This is a genomic window from Anaeromyxobacter paludicola (assembly GCF_023169965.1).
Lineage (GTDB): Bacteria > Myxococcota > Myxococcia > Myxococcales > Anaeromyxobacteraceae > Anaeromyxobacter_B > Anaeromyxobacter_B paludicola.
Genome location: NZ_AP025592.1, coordinates 143,107 through 163,524, shown reverse-complemented (window position 1 = coordinate 163,524; position 20,418 = coordinate 143,107). Strand labels below are relative to the sequence as shown.

Annotated in this window: 19 protein-coding genes; 11 read left to right on the top strand and 8 right to left on the bottom strand. The window is 70.9% G+C overall.

Translation table 11 applies throughout. The annotated features are described in order from the left end of the window. Positions 1–56: 56 nt before the first annotated feature. The 8 genes from AMPC_RS00755 to AMPC_RS00720 all read right to left on the bottom strand — a co-directional run bounded on the left by AMPC_RS00755 (position 57) and on the right by AMPC_RS00720 (position 8,307). Positions 57–1,619 carry a hypothetical protein gene (locus AMPC_RS00755; RefSeq protein ID WP_248343613.1) on the bottom strand — a complete coding sequence of 521 codons (1,563 nt, stop codon included), beginning with the start codon at positions 1,617–1,619 and terminating at the stop codon, positions 57–59. Beyond that, positions 1,620–2,330, bottom strand: a complete 711-nt coding sequence (locus AMPC_RS00750) for a NuoI/complex I 23 kDa subunit family protein (protein WP_248343612.1) — start codon at positions 2,328–2,330, stop codon at positions 1,620–1,622. A 1-nt stretch (position 2,331) separates the two neighbouring features. Next, on the bottom strand, positions 2,332–3,654 hold the full coding sequence (locus tag AMPC_RS00745) for a complex I subunit 1/NuoH family protein (RefSeq protein ID WP_248343611.1): 1,323 nt from the start codon (positions 3,652–3,654) through the stop codon (positions 2,332–2,334). 18 nt (positions 3,655–3,672) lie between these two features. Further along, the gene (locus AMPC_RS00740) at positions 3,673–5,457 is read right to left on the bottom strand and encodes a 2Fe-2S iron-sulfur cluster-binding protein (protein ID WP_248343610.1); all 1,785 of its coding nucleotides are present in this window, start codon (positions 5,455–5,457) and stop codon (positions 3,673–3,675) included. Positions 5,458–5,488: 31 nt separating this feature from the next. Then, positions 5,489–6,670 carry an NADH dehydrogenase (quinone) subunit D gene (nuoD, locus tag AMPC_RS00735; RefSeq protein ID WP_404800660.1) on the bottom strand — a complete coding sequence of 394 codons (1,182 nt, stop codon included), beginning with the start codon at positions 6,668–6,670 and terminating at the stop codon, positions 5,489–5,491. A gap of 194 nt (positions 6,671–6,864) precedes the next feature. Continuing rightward, complete coding sequence (locus AMPC_RS00730; RefSeq protein ID WP_248343608.1) at positions 6,865–7,389, bottom strand: NADH-quinone oxidoreductase subunit C; 525 nt, start codon at positions 7,387–7,389, stop codon at positions 6,865–6,867. A 14-nt stretch (positions 7,390–7,403) separates the two neighbouring features. Further along, the gene (locus AMPC_RS00725; RefSeq protein ID WP_248343607.1) at positions 7,404–7,940 is read right to left on the bottom strand and encodes an NADH-quinone oxidoreductase subunit B; all 537 of its coding nucleotides are present in this window, start codon (positions 7,938–7,940) and stop codon (positions 7,404–7,406) included. A 4-nt stretch (positions 7,941–7,944) separates the two neighbouring features. Then, a complete protein-coding gene (locus AMPC_RS00720) occupies positions 7,945–8,307 on the bottom strand; it encodes an NADH-quinone oxidoreductase subunit A (protein WP_248343606.1) in 363 nt (120 codons plus the stop codon). 208 nt (positions 8,308–8,515) lie between these two features. On the opposite strand from AMPC_RS00720, the gene AMPC_RS00715 reads away from it, so the two are divergent. From AMPC_RS00715 to AMPC_RS00665, 11 genes are all read left to right on the top strand, one after another. Next, positions 8,516–8,929, top strand: a complete 414-nt coding sequence (locus tag AMPC_RS00715; protein ID WP_248343605.1) for an NADH-quinone oxidoreductase subunit A — start codon at positions 8,516–8,518, stop codon at positions 8,927–8,929. Positions 8,930–9,023: 94 nt separating this feature from the next. Further along, a complete protein-coding gene (gene nuoB, locus AMPC_RS00710; protein ID WP_248343604.1) occupies positions 9,024–9,530 on the top strand; it encodes an NADH-quinone oxidoreductase subunit NuoB in 507 nt (168 codons plus the stop codon). A gap of 91 nt (positions 9,531–9,621) precedes the next feature. After that, positions 9,622–10,260, top strand: a complete 639-nt coding sequence (locus tag AMPC_RS00705; protein WP_248343603.1) for an NADH-quinone oxidoreductase subunit C — start codon at positions 9,622–9,624, stop codon at positions 10,258–10,260. Positions 10,261–10,269: 9 nt separating this feature from the next. Further along, positions 10,270–11,418, top strand: a complete 1,149-nt coding sequence (locus AMPC_RS00700) for an NADH-quinone oxidoreductase subunit D (protein ID WP_248343602.1) — start codon at positions 10,270–10,272, stop codon at positions 11,416–11,418. Then, positions 11,415–12,791: an NADH-quinone oxidoreductase subunit NuoH gene (gene nuoH / locus AMPC_RS00695; RefSeq protein WP_248343601.1), complete on the top strand. Its 1,377-nt coding sequence runs from the start codon at positions 11,415–11,417 to the stop codon at positions 12,789–12,791. Before AMPC_RS00700 ends, nuoH begins: the two co-directional genes overlap by 4 nt. Positions 12,792–12,802: 11 nt before the next feature. Next, complete coding sequence (locus AMPC_RS00690) at positions 12,803–13,627, top strand: NuoI/complex I 23 kDa subunit family protein (RefSeq protein ID WP_248343600.1); 825 nt, start codon at positions 12,803–12,805, stop codon at positions 13,625–13,627. Next, entirely contained in the window at positions 13,624–14,253 is a 630-nt protein-coding gene (locus AMPC_RS00685) for an NADH-quinone oxidoreductase subunit J family protein (RefSeq protein WP_248343599.1), read from the top strand. The genes AMPC_RS00690 and AMPC_RS00685 overlap by 4 nt, the downstream gene beginning before the upstream one ends. Before the next feature lie 13 nt (positions 14,254–14,266). Next, positions 14,267–14,575, top strand: a complete 309-nt coding sequence (gene nuoK, locus AMPC_RS00680; RefSeq protein ID WP_248343598.1) for an NADH-quinone oxidoreductase subunit NuoK — start codon at positions 14,267–14,269, stop codon at positions 14,573–14,575. 2 nt (positions 14,576–14,577) lie between these two features. Next, a complete protein-coding gene (locus tag AMPC_RS00675) occupies positions 14,578–17,064 on the top strand; it encodes a proton-conducting transporter transmembrane domain-containing protein (RefSeq protein WP_404800625.1) in 2,487 nt (828 codons plus the stop codon). Positions 17,065–17,084: 20 nt separating this feature from the next. Further along, entirely contained in the window at positions 17,085–18,758 is a 1,674-nt protein-coding gene (locus AMPC_RS00670; protein ID WP_248343596.1) for a complex I subunit 4 family protein, read from the top strand. 24 nt (positions 18,759–18,782) lie between these two features. Continuing rightward, positions 18,783–20,357 (top strand): NADH-quinone oxidoreductase subunit N, encoded by a 1,575-nt coding sequence (locus tag AMPC_RS00665; RefSeq protein ID WP_248343595.1) that lies wholly within the window; start codon positions 18,783–18,785, stop codon positions 20,355–20,357. Positions 20,358–20,418: the final 61 nt, after the last annotated feature.

Sequence of the window (20,418 nt, the reverse complement as noted above, 5' to 3'; positions counted from 1 at the left end):
ACGTTCCGATGCGCCCCTCCGCGGGGCGCGCACCGCCGGGCTCCCGCCCCTCGCGCTCACCAGACCTCGTCCGCCGCCCCCGCCGGTCCGAGCACCAGCACGCCGCCGGCGCGGCCCAGGAGCCGCAGCGGGGGCAGCCCGTAGGCCGCGAGGTAGTGGCGGGCCTGGGCCTCGTTCCGCGGGTCGCCCACCACGCACAGCCGCAGCCCCGGCGAGCGGCGGGCCGCGTCCCAGAGCGGAAAGGTCGCGGAGGCGCGGTGCGAGAGGCCGTACACCTGGGCCACTGGCGCGCCGGCCGCTCCGCCGTCGCGCCCTCCCGCCGCGCGGCGGCCCTCCTTCAGCGCCAGGTTGGCGTGGAACACCGCCGGCCAGACGGTCCAGTAGTCGCCGGCCACCGCCTGGCAGCCGGCGGCGAGGATCGCGGCGGTGTGCCGCCCGAGGGTCTCGTCGAGGTCGGCGCGGGCCCGCGCCGGCGACGGCCAGCCCCAGGCCCAGAGCGCCGCCGCGACCAGCACCGCCGCCGAGGCGGCCCAGGTGAAGGTGCGGGCCCGCGCCGCCGCGGCGGCGAGGCGCGCCTCGGCCGGCGCGGCGACGAGCACCACCGCCGCGGTGTGGAGCAGGATCTGGGTGGGGATGAGGTAGCGCCAGCCGTAGCCGTTGGCCTGCACCCAGCGCGTCGCGCCGGCGAACACCGCCCAGGCGAGGGCGGAGAGGACGAGCAGCGGGAAGGCCCGCAGCGCCGGCGCGGCGGCGCGCCGGAGCGGCGGCAGGGCCGCGAGGGCGAGCCCGGCCACCGCGGCCCCGACGAGGAGCCGGTTCCAGGCCGGCGCCGCGTCGAAGCCGTGCCGGGCGAGCGCCACCCAGCCCGCCGGCCACTCGCGGAGCGGCGACAGGCCGTTCTCGGCGACGTGGCCCGGCGCGGCCGCGTGCCAGGCCTGGCCGAGCGCGAGCCCGGCGACGAGCGCCCGGAGCGGCCGGCCCGGCTCGCCCCGGACGACCGCGCGAAGGCGCCCGCGCAGCCCCGCGCCCCGGGCGGCCGGCCCGGCCTCGAGCCAGGCCCGCCCGGCGGCGAGGGGCAGGATCGGCACCGCCGCGACCACGCTCACCCAGTGCGCCGCGGCGCCGCAGAGGATCGCCGCGGGCCAGCGCCAGCGGGCGAGCCGGCCGGGGCGGTCCACCGCCACGGCGCTCGCGGCGGCGAGCCCGAGGGACAGGGCGTAGGGCTGCACGGCGAGCGCGTAGAAGCTCCAGTGCGGGGGCGCGCAGAGCACGAGCACGGCGGCCGAGAGCGCCCCGGCGATGGGCCAGGCCGCCCCCGGCAAGGCCAGCCGCGCCACGAAGAGGAACGCGCCGACCCCGCCCGCCACGTCGAGGGCGGTCTGGACGACCAGGTTCCAGAGCGGGCTGCGGACCGGCGCGGCGAGCAGCGGGACCAGCATCCCGAAGCGCGCCTGCTCCCAATAGAACGGGGTCCAGCGCTGCAGGCTCACCAGCGCCGGCACGAGCGAGTCGCCGTCGTGCAGCCGGTGGAAGCGGCCGAGCGCTGCGAGCCCGCCGAGGGCGAGGCAGAGCAGCGCCCAGCGCCCGGCCGGAGCGCGCCCGGGCCGCTGTCCGGTCACCTACTTCTTGGCCTCGTTCCGCGCCCGGGCCTCGGCCGCGAGCGCCCGGACCGAGAAGCCCGGGGTCTGGGCGTACTCGTCGGTGGCGACGGACGGGAACGGGCGCGCGTTGGCGCGCATCTCGGCGAGCTTCTCCTCCGGGATGGCGGAGGCGCCGCGCCGCAGCCAGGGGTCGTACTGGTACGAGACCGGGGTGCCGCGCAGGAGCCGCTTCAGGTCCCAGATCTGCTGCGAGCGCTCGTAGGTCGGCGGCGCGTGCTCCCCGGTGTCCATGCGGATGGCGTCCTTGGGGCAGGCCTCCACGCAGAAGCCGCAGACCACGCAGCGCAGCTCGTCGATGACGAATTGCGTCGGGTACTTCTCGATGGGGTCGCCGTCCACCTCGCCGGCCTCGATGTAGATGCACTGCGCCGGGCAGACGGTGGCGCACATGTAGCAGGCCACGCACCGCGGCTTGCCGTCCTCGCGCGGCACGAGCCGGTGCAGCCCGCGGTAGCCGGGCGGGTACGGGACCTTCTCCTCCGGGTAGGCGAGCGTCGCGTTGAGCGAGAGCTTGCGCGAGCGCGCCAGGATGTCCGGGTTGGTCTCGCGGCTGAAGAAGAAGTTCCGGACGAAGTGGGTCGTCAGGATCCGCAGGCCGCGGATGGCCTCGGTGAGGTAGAGCCGCTCCCGCAGCGAGACCGGCTTGTCCTGTGGCAGGTGGTAGGGCATCTCAGTGTCCCGGGTGGGCGTGGGCGGCGGCGTGGGCCGCCTCGCGCTCGGGGGCGGGGGCGGTGGCGCCGGTCCCGACGAAGGTCAGGATGGCGAGGGCGATGATCTCGACGATGCCGACGGCCGCGAGCAGGTGCAGCGTGGGGTCGAAGAGGACGCAGGCCGCGGTGATGAACACGTTCGCGAGCGCGGTCGGCAGGAGCATCTTCCAGCAGAGCTGCTGGATCTGGTCGTAGCGGAAGCGCGGCAGGGTCCAGCGGACGGCGAGCTGGATCCAGCAGAGCACCAGGGTCTTGAGGAGCAGCGTGGCCGCGCAGAGGGCGGCGAACGGCACCGGCGCGAGGTGCTCCTTGAGCCAGCCCTCGAACAGGATGGGGTGCCACCCGCCGAGGAAGATGGTCGAGACCACCGCCGCCAGCACCACGATCTCGATGAACTCGGAGAGCATCATCATGCCGAACTTCATGCCCGGGTACTCGACGAAGTAGCCGACGATCTCGCTCTCGCCCTCGGGCAGGTCGAACGGCGCGCGCTTGGTCTCGGCGAAGGCGCTCGCGAAGAAGACCAGCATGCCCACCGGGTTCAGGAAGACGCCGAGCGCCGGGAGGAAGTTCCAGAGCAGCTGCCCCTGGCCGACCACCATGTCCTCGAGCCGGAGCGACTGGTAGGCCATCATGGCGCCCACCAGCGAGAGGCCGAGCGAGACCTCGTAGCCGATCATCTGGCTCGAGGCCCGGACCCCGCCGAGGAGGGCCAGCTTGTTGTTGGAGGCCCAGCCGGCGAGCGCGGTGCCGTACACCGCCAGCGAGGCGATGCCGAAGATGTAGAGGAGCCCGGCGTCGAGGCTCGCCACCTGCAGGCTCACCCGGTAGCCGAGGACGTTCGCCTCGGGCCCGACCGGCACCACCGCGAAGAGCGCGAAGGCCGGCATGAAGGCGATGGCCGGCGCGAGCTCGAAGAGGAAGCGGCTGCGCTGCCCCGGCTCGGTGTTCTCCTTCGTCAGCATCTTGAGCGCGTCGGCGAGGAGGAAGGGGATGCCGCCGAGCGACATCCCGAACACCTTGATGCGGTTCGGGCCGATGCGGTCCTGCATCATCGCCGACCACTTGCGCTCGCCGATGGTGAGGAGCGCGGCGCCGATCATGAGGCCGACCAGCATCAGCGTGACGAGGTTCGCCACCGCCACGCCGTACTCGGGCGGGCCGCCCAGCGCCACGGCCGCCTTCGCGCCGAGCCCGCCCACCAGGTAGAAGACCCAGGAGGCGCAGAAGAGGCCGACGAGGATCGCGGCCACCACCACCAACATTCCGAAGAATCGAGTCAAGGCGCTCCTCCGTCCCCGCTACCGCGTCTTGGCCAGCGACCGCCGCGCGTCTTCGCTCACGTCCCACGGCACCCGGTCGCGGTAGCCCGCGAGCCGGCCGTCCACCGTCCCGGCCGCGAGGGGCTGGAGCCCGCGCCGCTTGCCCACCGCCGGCAGGCTGTCCCAGCGGAACTCGCCGAGCGCCCCTGCCGGCAGCCGCTTCGAGAGGTCCTCGAAGACGGCGCGGGCGTCGCTCCAGCGCCGCGAGGCGCCGAGGGCGGCGAGCAGCTCGCCACAGAGCGCCCAGTGCGGGCGCGCCTCGCCGCGCGGCCAGAAGGCGAGCTCGAACCGCTGCGCCCGCCCCTCGAAGTTCACGAAGGTGCCGTCCGCCTCCGAGGGCGGCGCCGCCGGGAGCAGGTGGGTGGCCTGGGCGGTCAGGTCCGACGCGTTCACCGCCTGGCACACGAAGAGCTCGAGCCTTCCGAAGGCGGCGGCGGCGCGCGCGTCGTCCACCGGGACCTTCGCGCCGGCGGCCCAGACCGCCTTCACGCGCCCGGCCTCGATGGCGGCGAGGAGCTCGGAGAACGGCCTCACCGCGAGGCCGAAGGCGGCCGCGGCGAGCTCGAGCCCCTTGCGGTTGGGGTTCTCGTCGGCGCGCTTCAGGAAGTCGTCCTGCCAGCCGTCCGGCCGGCCGCCGACGTACACCTCGGCGAGGCCGAGCGCCTCCCTGGCCACCAGCGCCGCCGCGAGGAGATCCTCGAGGGAGGCGAGCGGAGAGAGCAGCGCGGCGAGCCCGGGCTGGCCCGCGAGCGGCCGGAGCGCGGCGGCCGCGGCCTTCACCGCCTCGGCGCGCGGCGCCTCGCGCCCCGCGGGCCCGCGCCCCTCGCGCGCCGCGAGGACGCGCGGGGCGTTCATGAACTTGTAGGAGCGGCGACCCTGGTCGCACATCCACTCCTGGTTCACGGCGTCGTTCTCGCGCGGGCGGTACCGGTAGACCGTCCCGTTCAGGTAGTCGAGGAAGGTGTTGCAGCCGCGCGCGCAGCCGGTGCAGACGCTCCGGGCCGCGCTCATGAACCAGACGCGGCCGCGGAAGCGGAAGTCGCTGCTGGTGAGCGCGCCCACCGGGCAGATGTCCACCACGTTGCCGGCGTAGGGCGAGTCGAGCGGCTGGCCGGGGAACGCGGTGATGAAGCTCTCGTTGCCGCGCTGGGCCACGCCGAGCTGCGGCTTCTTCGCCACCTCGCGCATGAAGCGGACGCAGCGGGTGCAGAGGATGCAGCGCTCCTGGTCGAGCGTGACGGTGGGCCCGAGCGCCACCCGCTTCTCCTTCTGCACCTTGGGGATGTCGAGGCGGGAGGGCTGGGTGTCGTACTTCTGGTAGTAGTCCTGCAGCTTGCACTCGCCGGCCTGGTCGCAGATGGCGCAGTCGACCGGGTGGTTGAGGAGCAGGAACTCGAGCGTGGCGCGCTGCTGGTCCTTCACGCGCGGCGTGTCGGTCTTGACGGTGACGCCCTCGGCCACCGGCACCTGGCAGGCCGGCATGAGCTTCCCGAGCGGCGCGTTCGACATCTCCACGAGGCACATGCGGCAGTTGGCCGCGATGGAGAGCCGCTTGTGGTAGCAGTAGTAGGGGATCTCGACGCCGACGTGCTTCGCGGCCTCGATGACGTTGGTCCCCGGCTTCACCACCACCTCCTGGCCGTCGATGGTGAGCGTCACCATGCCCGGGTGCTTGGGCGGCGGCGGCGCGGGCGGGCCCGGGGGCGGCTTGGGCGCGGCGGCGGCGGGGGGCGGCGGCGCTGCGGGCTTGTTCTCTTCGGCCATGTCCGGTCGGCTCCTGGTCCGTGGCGGGCGGCTACTGCTCCACCTCGCCGCCGATCATGTTGATGCTGTCGAAGGTCGGGATGAGATCGGCGAGGAGCGAGCCCCTCACCATGTACGGGAGCGCCGCCAGCATCGGCCACCCCGGCGCGCGCAGGCCGAGCTTGTAGGGCCGGCCCCCGCCGTCGGAGACGATGTAGAAGCCGAGCTCGCCGTTGGCCGCCTCGGTGTAGCTGTAGGCCTCGCCGGCGGGCACCTGGATGCCCTCCATGACGAGCTTGAAGTGGGCCATGAGCCCCTCGATGGTCCCGTAGACCTGGGGCTTCGGCGGGAGGACGTAGTGGAAGTCCTTCACCGCGATGTCGCCCGGCTCCATCTGCGCGAAGCACTGGCGCACGATCCGGTCCGACTGCCGCATCTCCTCCATGCGGACGAGGTAGCGGTCGAAGTTGTCGCCGTGCTCGCCCACCGGGATGTCGAAGTCGAGCCGGTCGTAGACGAGGTAGGGGGCGGCCTTGCGGATGTCGTAGGGCTCGCCGGCGGCGCGCAGGCAGGGGCCGGTGAAGCCGAGGTCGATGGCGTCCTGGCGCGAGACGCGGCCGGTGCCGCGGGTGCGGTCGAGGAAGATGCGGTTGCGGGTGAGGAGGCCGCCGATCTCGCCGGCGAGCTCGTTCACGCGGTCGAGCGAGGCCGTCGTCTTCTCGATCCAGCCCTCCGGCACGTCGCGCGCCACCCCGCCGACGCGGCAGTAGTTCGAGGTGAGCCGGGCGCCGCAGAGCTCGGTGAGCCGGTCCCAGAGCAGGTCGCGCGCCTCGATGCCGTAGAGGAACACCGTCATCGCGCCGAGCTCGAGCCCCATGGCGGAGACGAGGGTGAGGTGGTCGCAGATGCGGTGGATCTCGGAGCCGATGACCCGCAGGTACTTGGCGCGGTCCGGGACGTCGAGGCGGCAGAGCTTCTCCACCCCGAGCGCGAACCCGGTGTTGTTCATGATCGCCGAGATGTAGTTGAGGCGGTCGGTGTACGGGAAGCACTGCGTCCAGGTGGCGTTCTCGCAGCTCTTCTCGAACCCGCGGTGCAGGAAGCCGATGTCGAGCTTCATCTCCGCGATGGTCTCGCCCTCGAGCGCCACCACCGCGCGGGTGACGCCGTGCATGGCCGGGTGCGACGGGCCCATGTTGACGATCATCCGCTTCGCGTGGAGCGGGGCGTCCATCTCGGCCGCCGAGAACGGCGGCGCCACCTCGCCGAACGCCGCCTCCGGCCGGCCGTCGAGGGCGCGCGGCGCCTCGCCGGCGCCGAAGCTCCCCGGCGTCGCCGCCGGATCGAGACCGCCCGTCCCCTTCCCTTCTTGCGCCATGTTTCCTCGCCTCGCCGCGGTGCGCGGCGCTGTTGACGGTGCCGTTCGAGCTAGTCGCGGCCGGCCGGGCCGGGGCCGCGGTAGAGGTCCTGGAACTCCCGCTCCTTCGTGAGCGGCTGGCGTCCCTTGAGCGGGTAGTCCTTGCGGAGCGGGTGGCCCACGAACTCGTCGTACATGAGCAGGCGCCGCATGTCGGGGTGGCCGGTGAAGCGGATCCCGTACATGTCGAAGCAGTAGCGCTCGAACCAGTCGGCGCCGCGCCAGAGGTGCGTGACGGTGGGCACCGCGAGGTCGGCCTCCGGGACCTTCACGCGGAGCCGGACGCGGTGGTTGAGCGTGGTGGAGACGAGGTTGTAGACCACCTCGAACCGCGGGGTCTGGCCGAGGTAGTCCACCGCGGTGACGTACGGCGCCATGTTGAAGGCCATCGCCGGGTCGTCCCGCAGGAACCGGCAGACCTCGGCCACGGCCTCCTTCCTGACGAAGGCGCAGTCGTCGCCGCCCACGCCCTCGTAAACGTCCTCTACCGCGTCCGGGAACTTCTCCTTCAGCGCCGCGGTGACGGCCTTGGACATGCCCTTCCCCTTCCCTAGCGGCCGCTCGCGAGCTTCGGCGAGGCGCGGTCGATGAGCTTGTGTTCCTGGTCCTGGATCTTCTTCTGGAGGAGCATCAGGCCGTCGAGCACCTGCTCCGGCCGGGGCGGGCAGCCCGGCACGTAGACGTCCACCGGGATGAGCCGGTCGATGCCCTGCACCGTGGCGTAGTTGTCGTAGAAGCCGCCCGACGAGGCGCAGACGCCGTAGGCGATGACCCACTTCGGGTCGGCCATCTGCTCGTAGATGCGCTGGAGGATCGGCGCCTGCTTGCAGTTGATGGTGCCCACGACGAGGAGCAGGTCGGCCTGGCGCGGCGAGAAGCGCGGCACCTCGGCGCCGAAGCGGGCGATGTCGTAGCGCGCGCTCGCGAGGCTCATGTACTCGATGCCGCAGCAGGCGGTGACGAACGGGTACTGGTACAGCGAGTTCTTGCGGGCCCAGCCCAGCCCCTTCGAGACCAGCTTCTGGAAGAAGCCGGTGGCCTCCTCCCGGCGGGTCGCGATCGCGGGCAGCGTGTCGGTTTCGGCCATTCGTTCACTCCCAGTCCAGGGCGCCCTTCTTCCACACGTACACGAGCCCGATCACCAGCGTGAAGGCGAACAGGGCCATCTCGGCGAAGCCGACCCAGCCCAGCTCCTTCAAGAGCACCGCCCACGGGTAGACGAAGACCGCCTCGATGTCGAAGACGATGAAGAGGAGGGCGACGACGTAGAACTTCACGCCGAACCCGCCCCGGGCGTCACCCACCGGGTCGGAGCCGCACTCGAACACCCCGGATTTGACGGCGCTCGGCCGGCGGGGGCCCAGGACATTGGTCAGCCCCACCAGGAGAAAAGCCAGAATTGCGGAGACGATTAGGACCAGCGCCAGCGGAAAGTAGACCTGCAAAGGTGTCATCGGTCACCCGGCCCACGCGTGAAAAGAGCCGTTCCTAAGTGCCCTCCACGCTTCGATTTGTCAATCGCTTACATCGTCCATCAGGGTCCCCAGCGGGGCTTGACACGTTTTCACTTTCAGCTAGACTGCCGCCGCTTTCGTTACCCCCCACCCCGCCGGGAGTACCCAAATGGGCTTCCAATTCGGCGCCATTCTTGCTTTTGCCGCGGTGGCAATCGCGTTCGCGGCTGGCGGCCTCACGATCGGCCGCCTGGTACGGCCCGACATCCCCGGCGTGGACAAGTCCGTCACCTACGAGTGCGGCGAGCGCCCGATCGGCAAGGCGTGGTTCAACTTCAACCCGCGTTTCTACCTCATCGCCCTCGTCTTCGTGGTCTTCGAGGTGGACATCGCGCTCACCTTCCCGGTGGTCGCCGTCTACAAGGCCTGGGTCGGCAAGAGCAGCCTGACCGCCTGGATCGCGTTCGCCGAGCTCCTGCTCTTCACCGTGATCCTGGTCGTCGGGCTGGTCTGGGTCTGGATCCACGGGGACCTCGAGTGGGTGAAGAAGTTCGAGGCGGACGAGCGCCCGTCGCTCCGCTCGCCGAGCGGCCCCGACGACGGGCCGCGCCGGGCCGCCTAGGGGCGCCCGGCGGAGACCTGGGGGAGGCAGCGCCGCAGGGGAGCAGCAACGGCCAGCCGGGCGGCGAGCCCGGCGAACACAGGAAGGGAGTGGCATGGCAGTCGATCGCAGCGACCCGCAGTTCGGCGGCGAGGTGATGCTCTCCCACACGAGCCAGCTCGACACGCTGATCAACCTCGCGCGGGCCAACTCGCTCCACTACCTGCTCTTCGGCCTGGCGTGCTGCGGCATCGAGCTCATGCAGACGGGCGGCCCGCGCGCCGACCTCGACCGCTTCGGCTCCGTGTTCCGCGCCTCGCCCCGCCAGTCGGACTTCATGATCGTGGCGGGCACGCTCACGTACAAGATGGCCGAGCGCTGCAAGCTCCTCTACGACCAGATGGCCGAGCCCAAGTACGTCATCTCCATGGGCTCCTGCGCCAACTGCGGCGGCCTGTTCCAGCCGGCGTACTCGGTCTGCAAGGGCGTCGACAAGATGATCCCGGTGGACGTCTACGTGCCCGGCTGCCCGCCGCGCCCGGAGGCGCTCACCGAGGGCCTCCTCAAGCTGCAGGAGCTCGTGATGCGCGAGCGCTGGAGCACCAAGCGCCGTCCCGCCTGAGCGACCGACCCGACATGAGCCACGCGACCAGGGGCGATCGAGCGCGGATGAGCACGCACTCGGCGCCCCTTTTCGCCGCCCTGGTGACCGAATGACGACCAACGAGATCCACGAAAAGCTGAAGGCCCGCTTCGGCGACGCCGTCGGGCCGCTCTCGGAGCCCAAGATCGACCCGTTCGCCGTGGTCCGGGCCGACGCGCTGCCGGAGATCGCGCGCTTCCTCCGCGACGAGCCGTCGCTCGCGCTCGACTTCCTCGAGAACCTGAGCGGCGTGGACTACCCGAAGCGGAACGTCATCGAGGTGGTCTACCACCTGTTCTCCTACGGCCTGAAGCACGGCATCGTGCTCAAGGTCGAGGCGAACCGGGAGGACCCGCGCGTCCCCTCGGTGGAGGCGATCTGGAAGTCGGCCAACTGGATGGAGCGGGAGGCCTACGACCTGCTCGGCCTGGTCTTCGAGGGCCACCCCGACCTGCGCCGCGTCCTGCTGCCCGACGACTGGGAGGGCCACCCGCTCCGCAAGGACTGGCAGGAGCACGGCGGCTACCACGGCATCTCCAACGTCCGCGAGAACCCGCTCGTCGAGCTGCGCCGGCTCGACGAGATCGCGCGCGCCGAGGAGCTGAAGCGCAACCCCCCGCCGCCGCCCCCGCCCGCCGCGGCGGCTCCGGCCGCGCCGGCCGCCCCGTCCACTCCCCCTGCCCCGCAGACGCCGCCCGCCGGGACCTAAGGAGCGACCATGGAAAAGCTCATCATGCGGCGGATGCACCAGGGCGGGACCGAGGAGATGATCCTCAACTTCGGCCCGCAGCACCCGTCCACGCACGGCGTCATCAACTTCCTCGTCGAGACCGACGGCGAGGTGCTGCGCCGCGCCGTGCCGGACGTCGGCTACCTGCACCGCTCCATCGAGAAGATCGCCGAGTCGGTCGGCTACCCGGGCTTCATGCCCTACACCGACCGCATCGACTACGTGGCGGCCATGTTCGCCAACGAGGGCTGGGCCGTCGCGGTCGAGAAGCTCCTCAAGATCGAGGTGCCGAAGCGCGCCCAGTACCTGCGGGCGGTGAGCTGCGAGCTCTGCCGCATCGCGAGCCACCTCGTCTCGGTGGGCACCATGGCCACCGACATCGGGGCCACCACCCCGCTCGTCCACGGCATCCGCGAGCGCGAGTCGATCAACGACCTCATCGAGGCGCTCTGCGGCGCCCGCCTCACCTACAACTACCACCGCATCGGCGGCGTGGCCTTCGACCTCCCGGCCGGCTGGCCCGCCAAGGTGAAGGTCTTCCTCGACCACTTCGACAAGCTGCTCGGCGAGTGGGACCGGCTCATCAGCTTCAACGAGATCTACGTGAAGCGGCTCGCCGGCGTGGCGGTCATCACCGGCGAGCAGGCCCGGAACTACGGCCTCGTCGGCCCCAACCTCCGCGGCTCGGGCGTGGACTGGGACTGCCGCCGCGACGCGCCCTACGGCGCCTACCCGGAGCTCCAGTTCGAGGTGCCGGTCGGCAAGGGGTTCCGCGGCACCGTCGGCGACGCCTTCGACCGCTACTACGTCCGCGTCCTCGAGATGCGCGAGTCGGCCCGCATCGTGCGGCAGGCGCTCGCGTGGCTCGAGCAGAACGAGGGCGAGATCATGGCCAAGGTGCCGCGCAAGGTGAAGCCGGAGGCGGGCGAGGTGCTCTCGCGCGTCGAGTCGGCCCGCGGCGAGATGGGCTACTACGTCGTGTCCGACGGGACCGAGAAGCCCTGGCGCGTGCACGTCCGCACCGGCTCCTTCCTCGCGATGGGGATCATCGAGGACCTCTCCCCCGGCCTGATGGTCGCGGACCTCGTGGCCCTCATCGCCTCGCTCGACGTCGTGGCCCCGGAGATCGATCGATGAGCGCCCTGCCCACCCCCGCGCCCGCCCGGGCCAAGACCCCGCGCCTCGCGGCCGCCGTGTCGATCGCCGCCGCGGTCGGCCTGCCCGTCGGGCTCTTCGCCCTCATCCTCTTCATCGTCCCGGTGCTGCAGCCCGACCTGCTCGACGCCTTCATCCGCGAGCGGCTGCACCACGACCCCGCCACCTGGGCCTGGCGCGACGCCGTCTACGCCGTCGCCCTGGTGGTGCTGGCCTTCGTCTTCGCCAACTTCGCCGCCATCTTCAGCGGCATCCTCTCCTGGTGGGAGCGCCGGGTCGCCGGCCGCATCCAGAGCCGCATCGGCCCGAACCGGGCCGGCGTGGGCGGCTTCCTGGTCTGGATCGCCGACGCGGTGAAGCTGCTCCTCAAGGAGGACCTCGTCCCGGCCGACGCCGACCGGATCCTCTTCCGCGCCGCGCCCTACTTCGTGATGGCCGGCTTCATCCTCACCTTCGTGGTGCTGCCCTTCGGCGAGAGCATCGCCGTCACCGACATGAACGTCGGCCTCTTCTACATCACCAGCATCACCGCGCTGGTGGTGGTGGGCATCCTGCTCTCGGGCTGGTCGTCCAACTCGAAGTGGGCGCTCTTCGGCGGCATGCGCTCCGCGGCGCAGGTGGTCTCCTACGAGATCCCGGCCGGCCTCGCGATCATGATCCCGGTGCTCATGGCGGGGACCCTGTCGATGCAGGGCATCATCCGCGCCCAGGGCGGCCTCCCCTGGCAGTGGTTCATGTTCCGCAACCCGGCCGCCTTCGTCACCTTCTTCATCTTCTTCACGAGCCAGCTCGCCGAGGCGAACCGCACGCCGTTCGACCTCCCGGAGGCCGAGTCGGAGCTCGTGGCCGGCTACCTCTCCGAGTACTCCGGATTCCGCTTCGCCCTCTTCTTCCTGGCGGAGTGGGGCAACCTCTGGGTGATGGCCGCCATGGCGGTCACCATCTTCCTCGGCGGCTGGCAGATCCCGTTCGTCCCCAACGAGCTCTACGGCCAGCTCAAGGGCATCGGCTTCCCGCCGCTCGCGTGGTGGGGGCTCCAGGCCGCCTCGATGGCGATCTTCGCGGTGAAGACCATCTTCCTCGTCAACGTCATCGTCTGGATCCGCTGGACGCTCCCGCGCATCCGCGTGGACCAGATGATGTCGCTCTGCTGGAAGTACCTCGTCCCCGTCTCCTTCGCCTGCTTCCTCTTCACCCTGCTCTGGCAGATCGCCGTCGCCGCCGTCCCGGCGCTCGAGACCGCCATGGGGCTGGGGCTCACCGCCGCCGCGGTGGTGCTGGCGGTGCTCTTCGCCCGGCAGACGCACCGGAACATCGCCGCGGTGGGCGACCGCATCGACCTCTCCAACTGGTGAGCCAGGACGCCATGAACCAGAGCGCAGCCACCTACCTCGGCAACATCAAGGACACCGTCCAGTCCTTCTGGCACGGCATGTCCATCACGCTCAGCTACCTGCTGCGGCGGCCCACCACCATCCAGTACCCCGACCGGACGCCGCTGCCGGTGCGCGACACGCTGCCGCCGCGCTACCGCGGGTTCCTCGAGGTGGACGCCGACATCTGCACCGGCTGCCAGGCCTGCGAGCGCGCCTGCCCCATCGGCTGCATCCAGATCAACCTCGAGAAGGACGCGGCCAACCCGAAGCAGCGCGTGGTCACCCAGTTCGACATCGACGAGGCCAAGTGCATGTTCTGCGGCCTCTGCGTCGAGCCCTGCCCGACCGGCGCCATCCAGCACACCCGCGAGTTCGAGGCGAGCCAGCGGTCGGTGCGGAACCTCACCTTCCGCTGGGCCGACCCGCTGAAGCCGTTCCCGGTCTACAAGGTGGCGAAGGGGGCCGAGTACTTCCCGCGCGCCCCGCTCGGCTCGCTGGTGCGCGCCAAGATCGAGGCCCGGCGCTGGGACGCCCCGCCCCCCGAGTTCCTGCCGCCCGAGGCGCCGAAGCCGCCCGCGGCCAAGGCGCCGCCGCCGGCGGCCCCGGTCGCCAAGCCCAGCGCCGCCGCGGCGCCCGCCGCCCCGGCGCCGAAGCCGGCCGCCGCCGCCCCCGTCCCGGAGGCGAAGCCGGCCGAGCTCCTCAAGGCCGCCGCCGAGACCGCGGCCCCGGCCGCCGCCCCGGCCGCCCCGGCCGCGCCGTCCCCGGCGCCCGCCGCCGAGGCGCCGGTCCCGACCACCCCGGAGGTGAAGCCGTGATCCTGCGCCGCGTCCTCGCCTGGGCGGCCGCCGCCGCCTTCCTCGTCGCCTTCGTGGTGCTGGTGACGAGCCGCATCGTGGTCCCGATGTCCCCGACCGGCCAGGAGGTGGTGGCGGGCCCGCTCACCGCCTTCGACCTCTCCTTCTACCTGCTCTCCGGGCTCGCCTTCGTCGGCGCGTTCGGCGTGGCGCTCTCCAAGAACGTGCTCCACAGCGCCATCGGCCTCCTCATCGCCCTGCTCGGCGGCGGCGCGCTCTACGTGCTCCTCTCGGCCGACTTCGTCGCCGTGGCGCAGCTGCTCGTCTACGTGGGCGGCGTCCTCGTCCTCGTGCTCTTCGCCGTGATGCTCACCGCCCGCATCGAGGAGGTGAACATCTCGAACAAGAGCTTCGGGGTGTTCGGCGGCCTGGCGCTCTTCTTCGCCACCGCGCCGGTGCTCTCCTTCGTCGCGGTGAAGACCCCCTGGCCGCTCCGCCAGTCCCCGGAGCTGGTCGCCTCGACCGAGGCCATCGGCAACGAGTTCCTCGGCCGCTACCTGCTCCCGTTCGAGGTCGCCTCGCTGGTGCTCCTCGCCACCCTCATCGGCGCGGTGGTCATCGCGCGCAAGGAGACGCGGCCCGAGTAGCCGCGGAGGAACCATGCACGTCTCGCTTCCTCACTTCCTGGTGGTCGCGGCCCTGCTCTTCTGCTTCGGCCTCGTCACCGTCGCGACCCGCCGCAACGGCGTCGGCGTGCTGATGGGCGTCGAGCTCATCCTCAACGCCGCCAACCTGAACCTCGTCGCCTTCAACCACTACGTGGTCGGCGGGGTGTCCGGACAGGTCTTCTCCCTGTTCGTCATCGTGCTGGCGGCGGCGGAGGCGGCGGTCGGCCTCGCCATCGTCCTCGCCATCTTCCAGACCTTCAAGTCCATCGACGTCCGCGCCGCGGACGCCCTCCGAGAGTGACGATGGAACACGTGACGCGAGAGCTGGCCCCCATCCTCGTCCACCCGGTGAGCTACCTCTGGCTCATCCCGCTCTTCCCGCTCCTGGGCGCGGTCTTCAACGCCCTGTTCGGCCGGCTCTTCGAGAAGGCCGGCAAGAAGCAGGTGGTGCACGTCGTCGCCATCGGCGCCATGGCCTGCGCCTTCGCGGTGGCGGTGCGGGCCTTCGTGCAGCTCTACGGGCTCGACGCCGAGCACCGGTTCCTGCAGGACACCCTCTGGAACCTGCTCACCGCCGGCCGGCTCACGGTGGACCTCGCGTTCGCGCTCGATCCGCTGTCGATGATGATGGTCCTCATCATCACCTTCATCGGCACGCTCATCCACGTCTTCTCGGTCGGCTACATGTGGGACGACGTCGAGGCCTACTGGCGCTTCTTCGCCTGGCTCAACCTCTTCGTCTTCTCGATGCTCCTCCTCGTCATGGGGGACAACTTCGCCGTCATGTTCTTCGGCTGGGAGGGCGTGGGGCTCTGCTCCTACGGCCTCATCAGCTACTACTACAAGGACCGCGAGAAGGCCTCGGCCGGCATGAAGGCCTTCGTGGTCAACCGCTTCGGCGACTTCGGCTTCATCATCGGCCTCCTGCTCCTGTTCTGGGGGCTGGGCGGCGGCTGGGGCGCGATGGCCGGCGTGCGCGGCGCGGCCTACGAGCCGGCCGCGGCGCTCCGCACCGTGGACGGCGCGGCGGGCCCGGACGAGTCGAAGGCGCTGGCGCCGACCGTGGAGGTGGGCGAGGGCCAGGTGGTGAAGGTCGGCCCCACCATGAACTTCCGCGAGCTGCGCGACCAGGTGGTCATCGAGAAGACCGGCGTGATGGAGCACCTCAAGGAGCAGAAGCTCTGGGGGATCGCGCTCCTCACCCTCATCGGGATGTTCCTGTTCGTCGGCGCGATGGGCAAGAGCGCGCAGCTGCCGCTCTACGTCTGGCTCCCCGACGCCATGGCCGGCCCGACGCCGGTGTCGGCCCTCATCCACGCCGCCACCATGGTCACCGCCGGCGTCTACATGGTGGCGCGCCTCAACTTCCTCTTCGCCCTCTCCCCCTCGGCGATGGGCTGGGTGGCGCTGGTGGGCGCGGTCACCGCGATCTTCGCGGCCTCGATCGGCTTCTTCCAGTACGACATCAAGAAGGTCCTCGCCTACTCGACCGTCTCGCAGCTCGGCTTCATGTTCATCGGCGTCGGCGTCGGCGCCTACTGGGCCGGCACCTACCACCTGCTCACCCACGCCTTCTTCAAGGCGACGCTCTTCCTCGGGTCGGGCTCGGTGATCCTGGGCTGCCACCACGAGCAGGACATGCGGAAGATGGGCGGGCTCTCGAAGCACATGCCCATCACGCGGTGGACCTACCTCATCGCCTGCTGGGCCATCGCCGGCTTCCCCTGGGCGAGCGGCTTCTACTCGAAGGACGAGATCCTCTGGAAGGCCTTCACCCAGCGGCACCTCGAGCTCTTCGGCGTGCCCACCCCCTGGCTCGGGCCGCTCATCTACCTCGTCGGCATCGTCGCCGCGACCGGCACCGCCTTCTACATGTTCCGCAGCTACTACATGACCTTCAGCGGGACCTACCGCGGGGGCGCGGGGCACCACGACGAGCACGACGAGGATCCGCACGTCGCCTTCGCCGCGCCGCACCACTCCACCCGCGCCCACCCGCAGGACGGCGCCTTGCACGCCATCGCCAAGGCCCAGGAGGAGCACGCCGCCCACCTCGCCCAGGCCCACGGGCACGACGCGCACACGGCGCACGGCCACGACGCCCACGCGGCGCACGACGCGCACGGCGGCCACGGCCACCACGGCGGCACGCCGCACGAGTCGCCGCTCAGCATCACCTTCGTCCTCGTCACCCTGGCCGCCGGCGCGGTGCTGGTGTCGCTGCTCGGCATCCCGACCGCCTGGTCCCACCTCCCGCCGGCCCTCGAGCACTGGCTCGAGCCGGTCCTCGTCGCCGAGGTCCCCTTCGCCGAGCAGCCGCACTGGATGGAGTTCCTCTTCCAGGCGGTCGGCGTCGGCGCCGGCGTCGTCGGCTGGGTCTGCGCCCGCGCGCTCTACAAGGACGACCAGAAGCACGCCGCGCTCGAGGCGCTCAAGGCCCGCTTCATGGGCGCCTGGACGGTGGTCTTCAACAAGTACTACGTGGACGAGCTCTACCAGCGCGTCGTGCTCGGCCCGGCGCTCAGGTTCGCCGCCCTGATGAGCTGGATCGACGCCAACGTCGTGGACTGGCTCGTGAACGCCGCCGGCTCGGTCACGCGGTTCGTGGCCAACGTGGACGGCCTCATCGACAAGTACCTGGTGGACGGCGCGGTCACCGCCGTCGCCAACCTGTTCATGGAGTCCGGGCGCGGCCTGCGCCGGATCCAGACCGGGCGGGTGCAGACCTACCTCTACGGGATCATGGCCGGCGCCCTGATCCTCGTGCTCTTCAACTTCGTCGTCCGGTAGCCGCGAGGAGCGATACGCACATGTTCAGCGAACAGACCGTCCTCACCTGGGCCACCTTCGTGCCCGCCGCCGGCGCCGCGCTCATCGCGGTGCTGATGATCGCCCGCGCCCTCGGCGCCCTCGAGAAGCGCGCGGTGGACGAGGCCTCGCGGGCCATCGCCCTCGTGGCCTCGGGCCTCTCGCTCGTGGCCGCGATCGCCGCCTGGCGGATGTACGACCCGTCGGCCCCCGGCCTCGCCGTCGCCGGCCGCCAGACCGGCGTGCAGCTGGTCCACCACTTCGTCTGGATCCGCCAGTTCAACGTCGACTACTTCGTCGGCGTCGACGGCCTCTCCATCTCGATGGTGCTCCTCTCCGGGCTCATCAGCTTCGTGGCCACCATCGCCTCGATGCCCTGGTGGACCTCCGCCAAGGCGAAGCACCTCGCCGGCATGGAGGACGACGGCCACGAGGACCCGCACCACCCCAAGCACTTCTCGGTGCGGATGGTGCCGGGCTACATGGCCCTGCTCCTCCTCCTCCAGACCGGCATGATGGGGACCTTCGTCTCCCTCGACATGTTCCTCTTCTACGTGTTCTGGGAGGTCATGCTCCTGCCGATGTACTTCCTCATCGGCATCTGGGGCGGCCCGCGCAAGGAGTACGCGGCCATCAAGTTCTTCCTCTACACGCTGGCGGGCTCGGTGCTGATGCTGCTCGCCATCATCGCCATCTACTACCAGAGCCACGCCGCGCCGCTCGGCGACGGCACGCTCTCGAACCAGCACACCTTCAACCTGCTCGAGCTGGCCGCGCAGGGCCAGGCCGGCGTCTTCGCCTCGGCCGCGCCCATCCTCGGGTTCGGCTTCACCAAGATCGTCTTCGTGGCCCTCTTCATCGGGTTCGCCATCAAGATCCCGATGTTCCCCTTCCACACCTGGTTGCCCGACGCCCACGTCGAGGCCCCCACGCCCATCTCGGTCATCCTGGCCGGCGTGCTCCTCAAGATGGGCATCTACGGCATCCTCCGCTTCAACTACGGGATGCTCCCCGACGCCACCCGCTGGGCGGCCAACGCCATGGCGGTGTTCGGGACCATCAACATCGTCTACGCGGCGTTCGTCTGCCTCGCGCAGAAGGACCTCAAGAAGCTCATCGCCTACTCCTCGGTCTCGCACATGGGCTTCAGCCTGCTCGGGATGGCGGCGCTCACGCCGGCCGGCATCTCCGGCGCGGTGCTGAACCTCTTCACCCACGGCATCATCAGCCCGATGCTGTTCCTCATCGTGGGCGTGATCTACGACCGCGCCCACCACCGCGAGATCGAGCGCTTCGGCGGCCTCGCCCAGGCGCTGCCCGAGTACACCGCGATCATGGGGCTCGCCTTCTTCGCCTCGCTCGGCCTCCCCGGCCTCTGCGGCTTCATCTCCGAGTTCATGGTGTTCTCCGGCTCGTTCCCGGTGTTCATGACCTACACCATCATCTCGGCGACGAGCGTCATCCTGACCGCCGCCTACTACCTCTGGGCCATCCACCGGATGTTCCTCGGCAAGCTCAACGAGGCCTACCGCGGCTTCCCCGACCTCGCCTGGCGCGAGCGCATCAGCCTCTACCCGCTCGGCGTCATCGCCATCGTCCTCGGCTTCTACCCGCAGGCGGTGCTCGGGGTGATCAACGGCACCCTCCACTCGCTCGTCGCGAGCATCCGGCTCTAGGCCGGGAGGCCCACGGGACACGGCATGGACTACCTGCCCTTCATCGAGGAGAACCTCCGCAGCACGGCCTGGTTCCGGCCGGAGCTGGCGCTCACCTTCGGCGCGGTGGCGCTCTTCCTGCTCGACCTCGTCTGGCGGAAGGCGGAGAACCGGGTCTGGCGCCTCTCCACGGCCACCCTGGCCGTCCTGGGCGTCGCCGCGGCGCTGCTCGCGGCGCAGCCGCCCACCGCGCAGATGCTCTTCAACGGGATGATCGCCAACGACGCCCTGGCGATCTTCTTCAAGTGGCTGTTCCTCGCGGCCGCGGCCATCACGGTGGTGATCTCGGCCCAGGCCAAGGACATCCGGCCGGAGCGCGCCGGCGAGTTCCAGGCCATCCTGCTCACGGTCGTGCTCGGCATGTTCCTCATGGCGAGCTCGGCCAACCTGCTCATGATCTACCTGTCGCTCGAGCTGGTCTCGATCGGCAGCTACATCCTCACCGGCTACAAGAAGGGCGACCGCAAGGCGGTGGAGGCCTCGCTGAAGTACGTCATCTACGGCGGCGTCGCCTCCGGCGTGATGCTCTTCGGGATGAGCTACCTCTACGGCCTGACCGGCACCTCCGACCTGCCGGAGCTGGCCCGCCGCATCGGCGCCCTCTCCCAGACCATGACCCAGGCCCAGGCGATGGGGAGCGAGGCGGCGGTGCGCCTCACCCTCATCATGTCGGTGGTCTTCGTGCTCGCCGGCATCGGCTACAAGGTGGCGGCGGTGCCCTGGCACATGTGGTGCCCCGACGTGTACGAGGGCGCCCCGACGCCCTTCACCGCCTTCCTCTCGGTCGGCCCCAAGGCGGCCGGCTTCGCGGTGGCGCTGCGGTTCTTCTACGGCGCCCTGGCGGGCGATCCCTCCACGGCCCTCTTCGACGGCCAGGGGCTCGGCGCCGCGGTGGCCGGCATCCCCTGGCCGGCGGTCATCGGCGTGGTCTCGGCCATCACCATGACGCTCGGGAACCTGACCGCGCTCTCGCAGACCAACCTGAAGCGGCTCCTCGCCTACAGCTCGATCGCCCACGCGGGCTACACGCTCATGGGGCTCGCGGCCCTCTCCAAGACCGGCATGCAGAGCGTCATGATCTACATGTCGATCTACCTGATCATGAACCTGGGGGCCTTCCTGGCGGTCATCGTGGTGGCCCAGACCACCGGCTCGGAGTCGATCTTCGAGTACCGCGGCCTCGCGAAGCGCGCGCCGCTCGCGGCCACCGCCTTCGCGGTCTTCCTCTTCTCGCTCACCGGGATCCCGCCCTTCGCCGGCTTCATCGGCAAGTACTACCTGTTCCTCGCCGTGCTGGAGCGGGCGGGGGGGCCGGGCGGCAGCTGGTGGATGGCCCTCGCCATCTGCGGCGCGCTCAACTCGGCGGTGTCGCTCTACTACTACGCGCGGGTGCTGCGGGCGATGTTCCTCGAGTCGCCCTACCGCGACGAGCCGATGGGCGCGGCCTTCGGGCACCGGCTGCTCCTCGGCGCCTTCTCGGCGGCGGTGCTGGTGTTCGGCGTCGCGCCGGGCCTGCTCGTCGAGTGGACCGCGCGGTCGCTCGACTTCTTCCGCGGGTAGCGCGGGCGAGCCTGAAATGACGGAGGGGCGGGCCGCGAGGTCCGCCCCTTTCATTTCTACG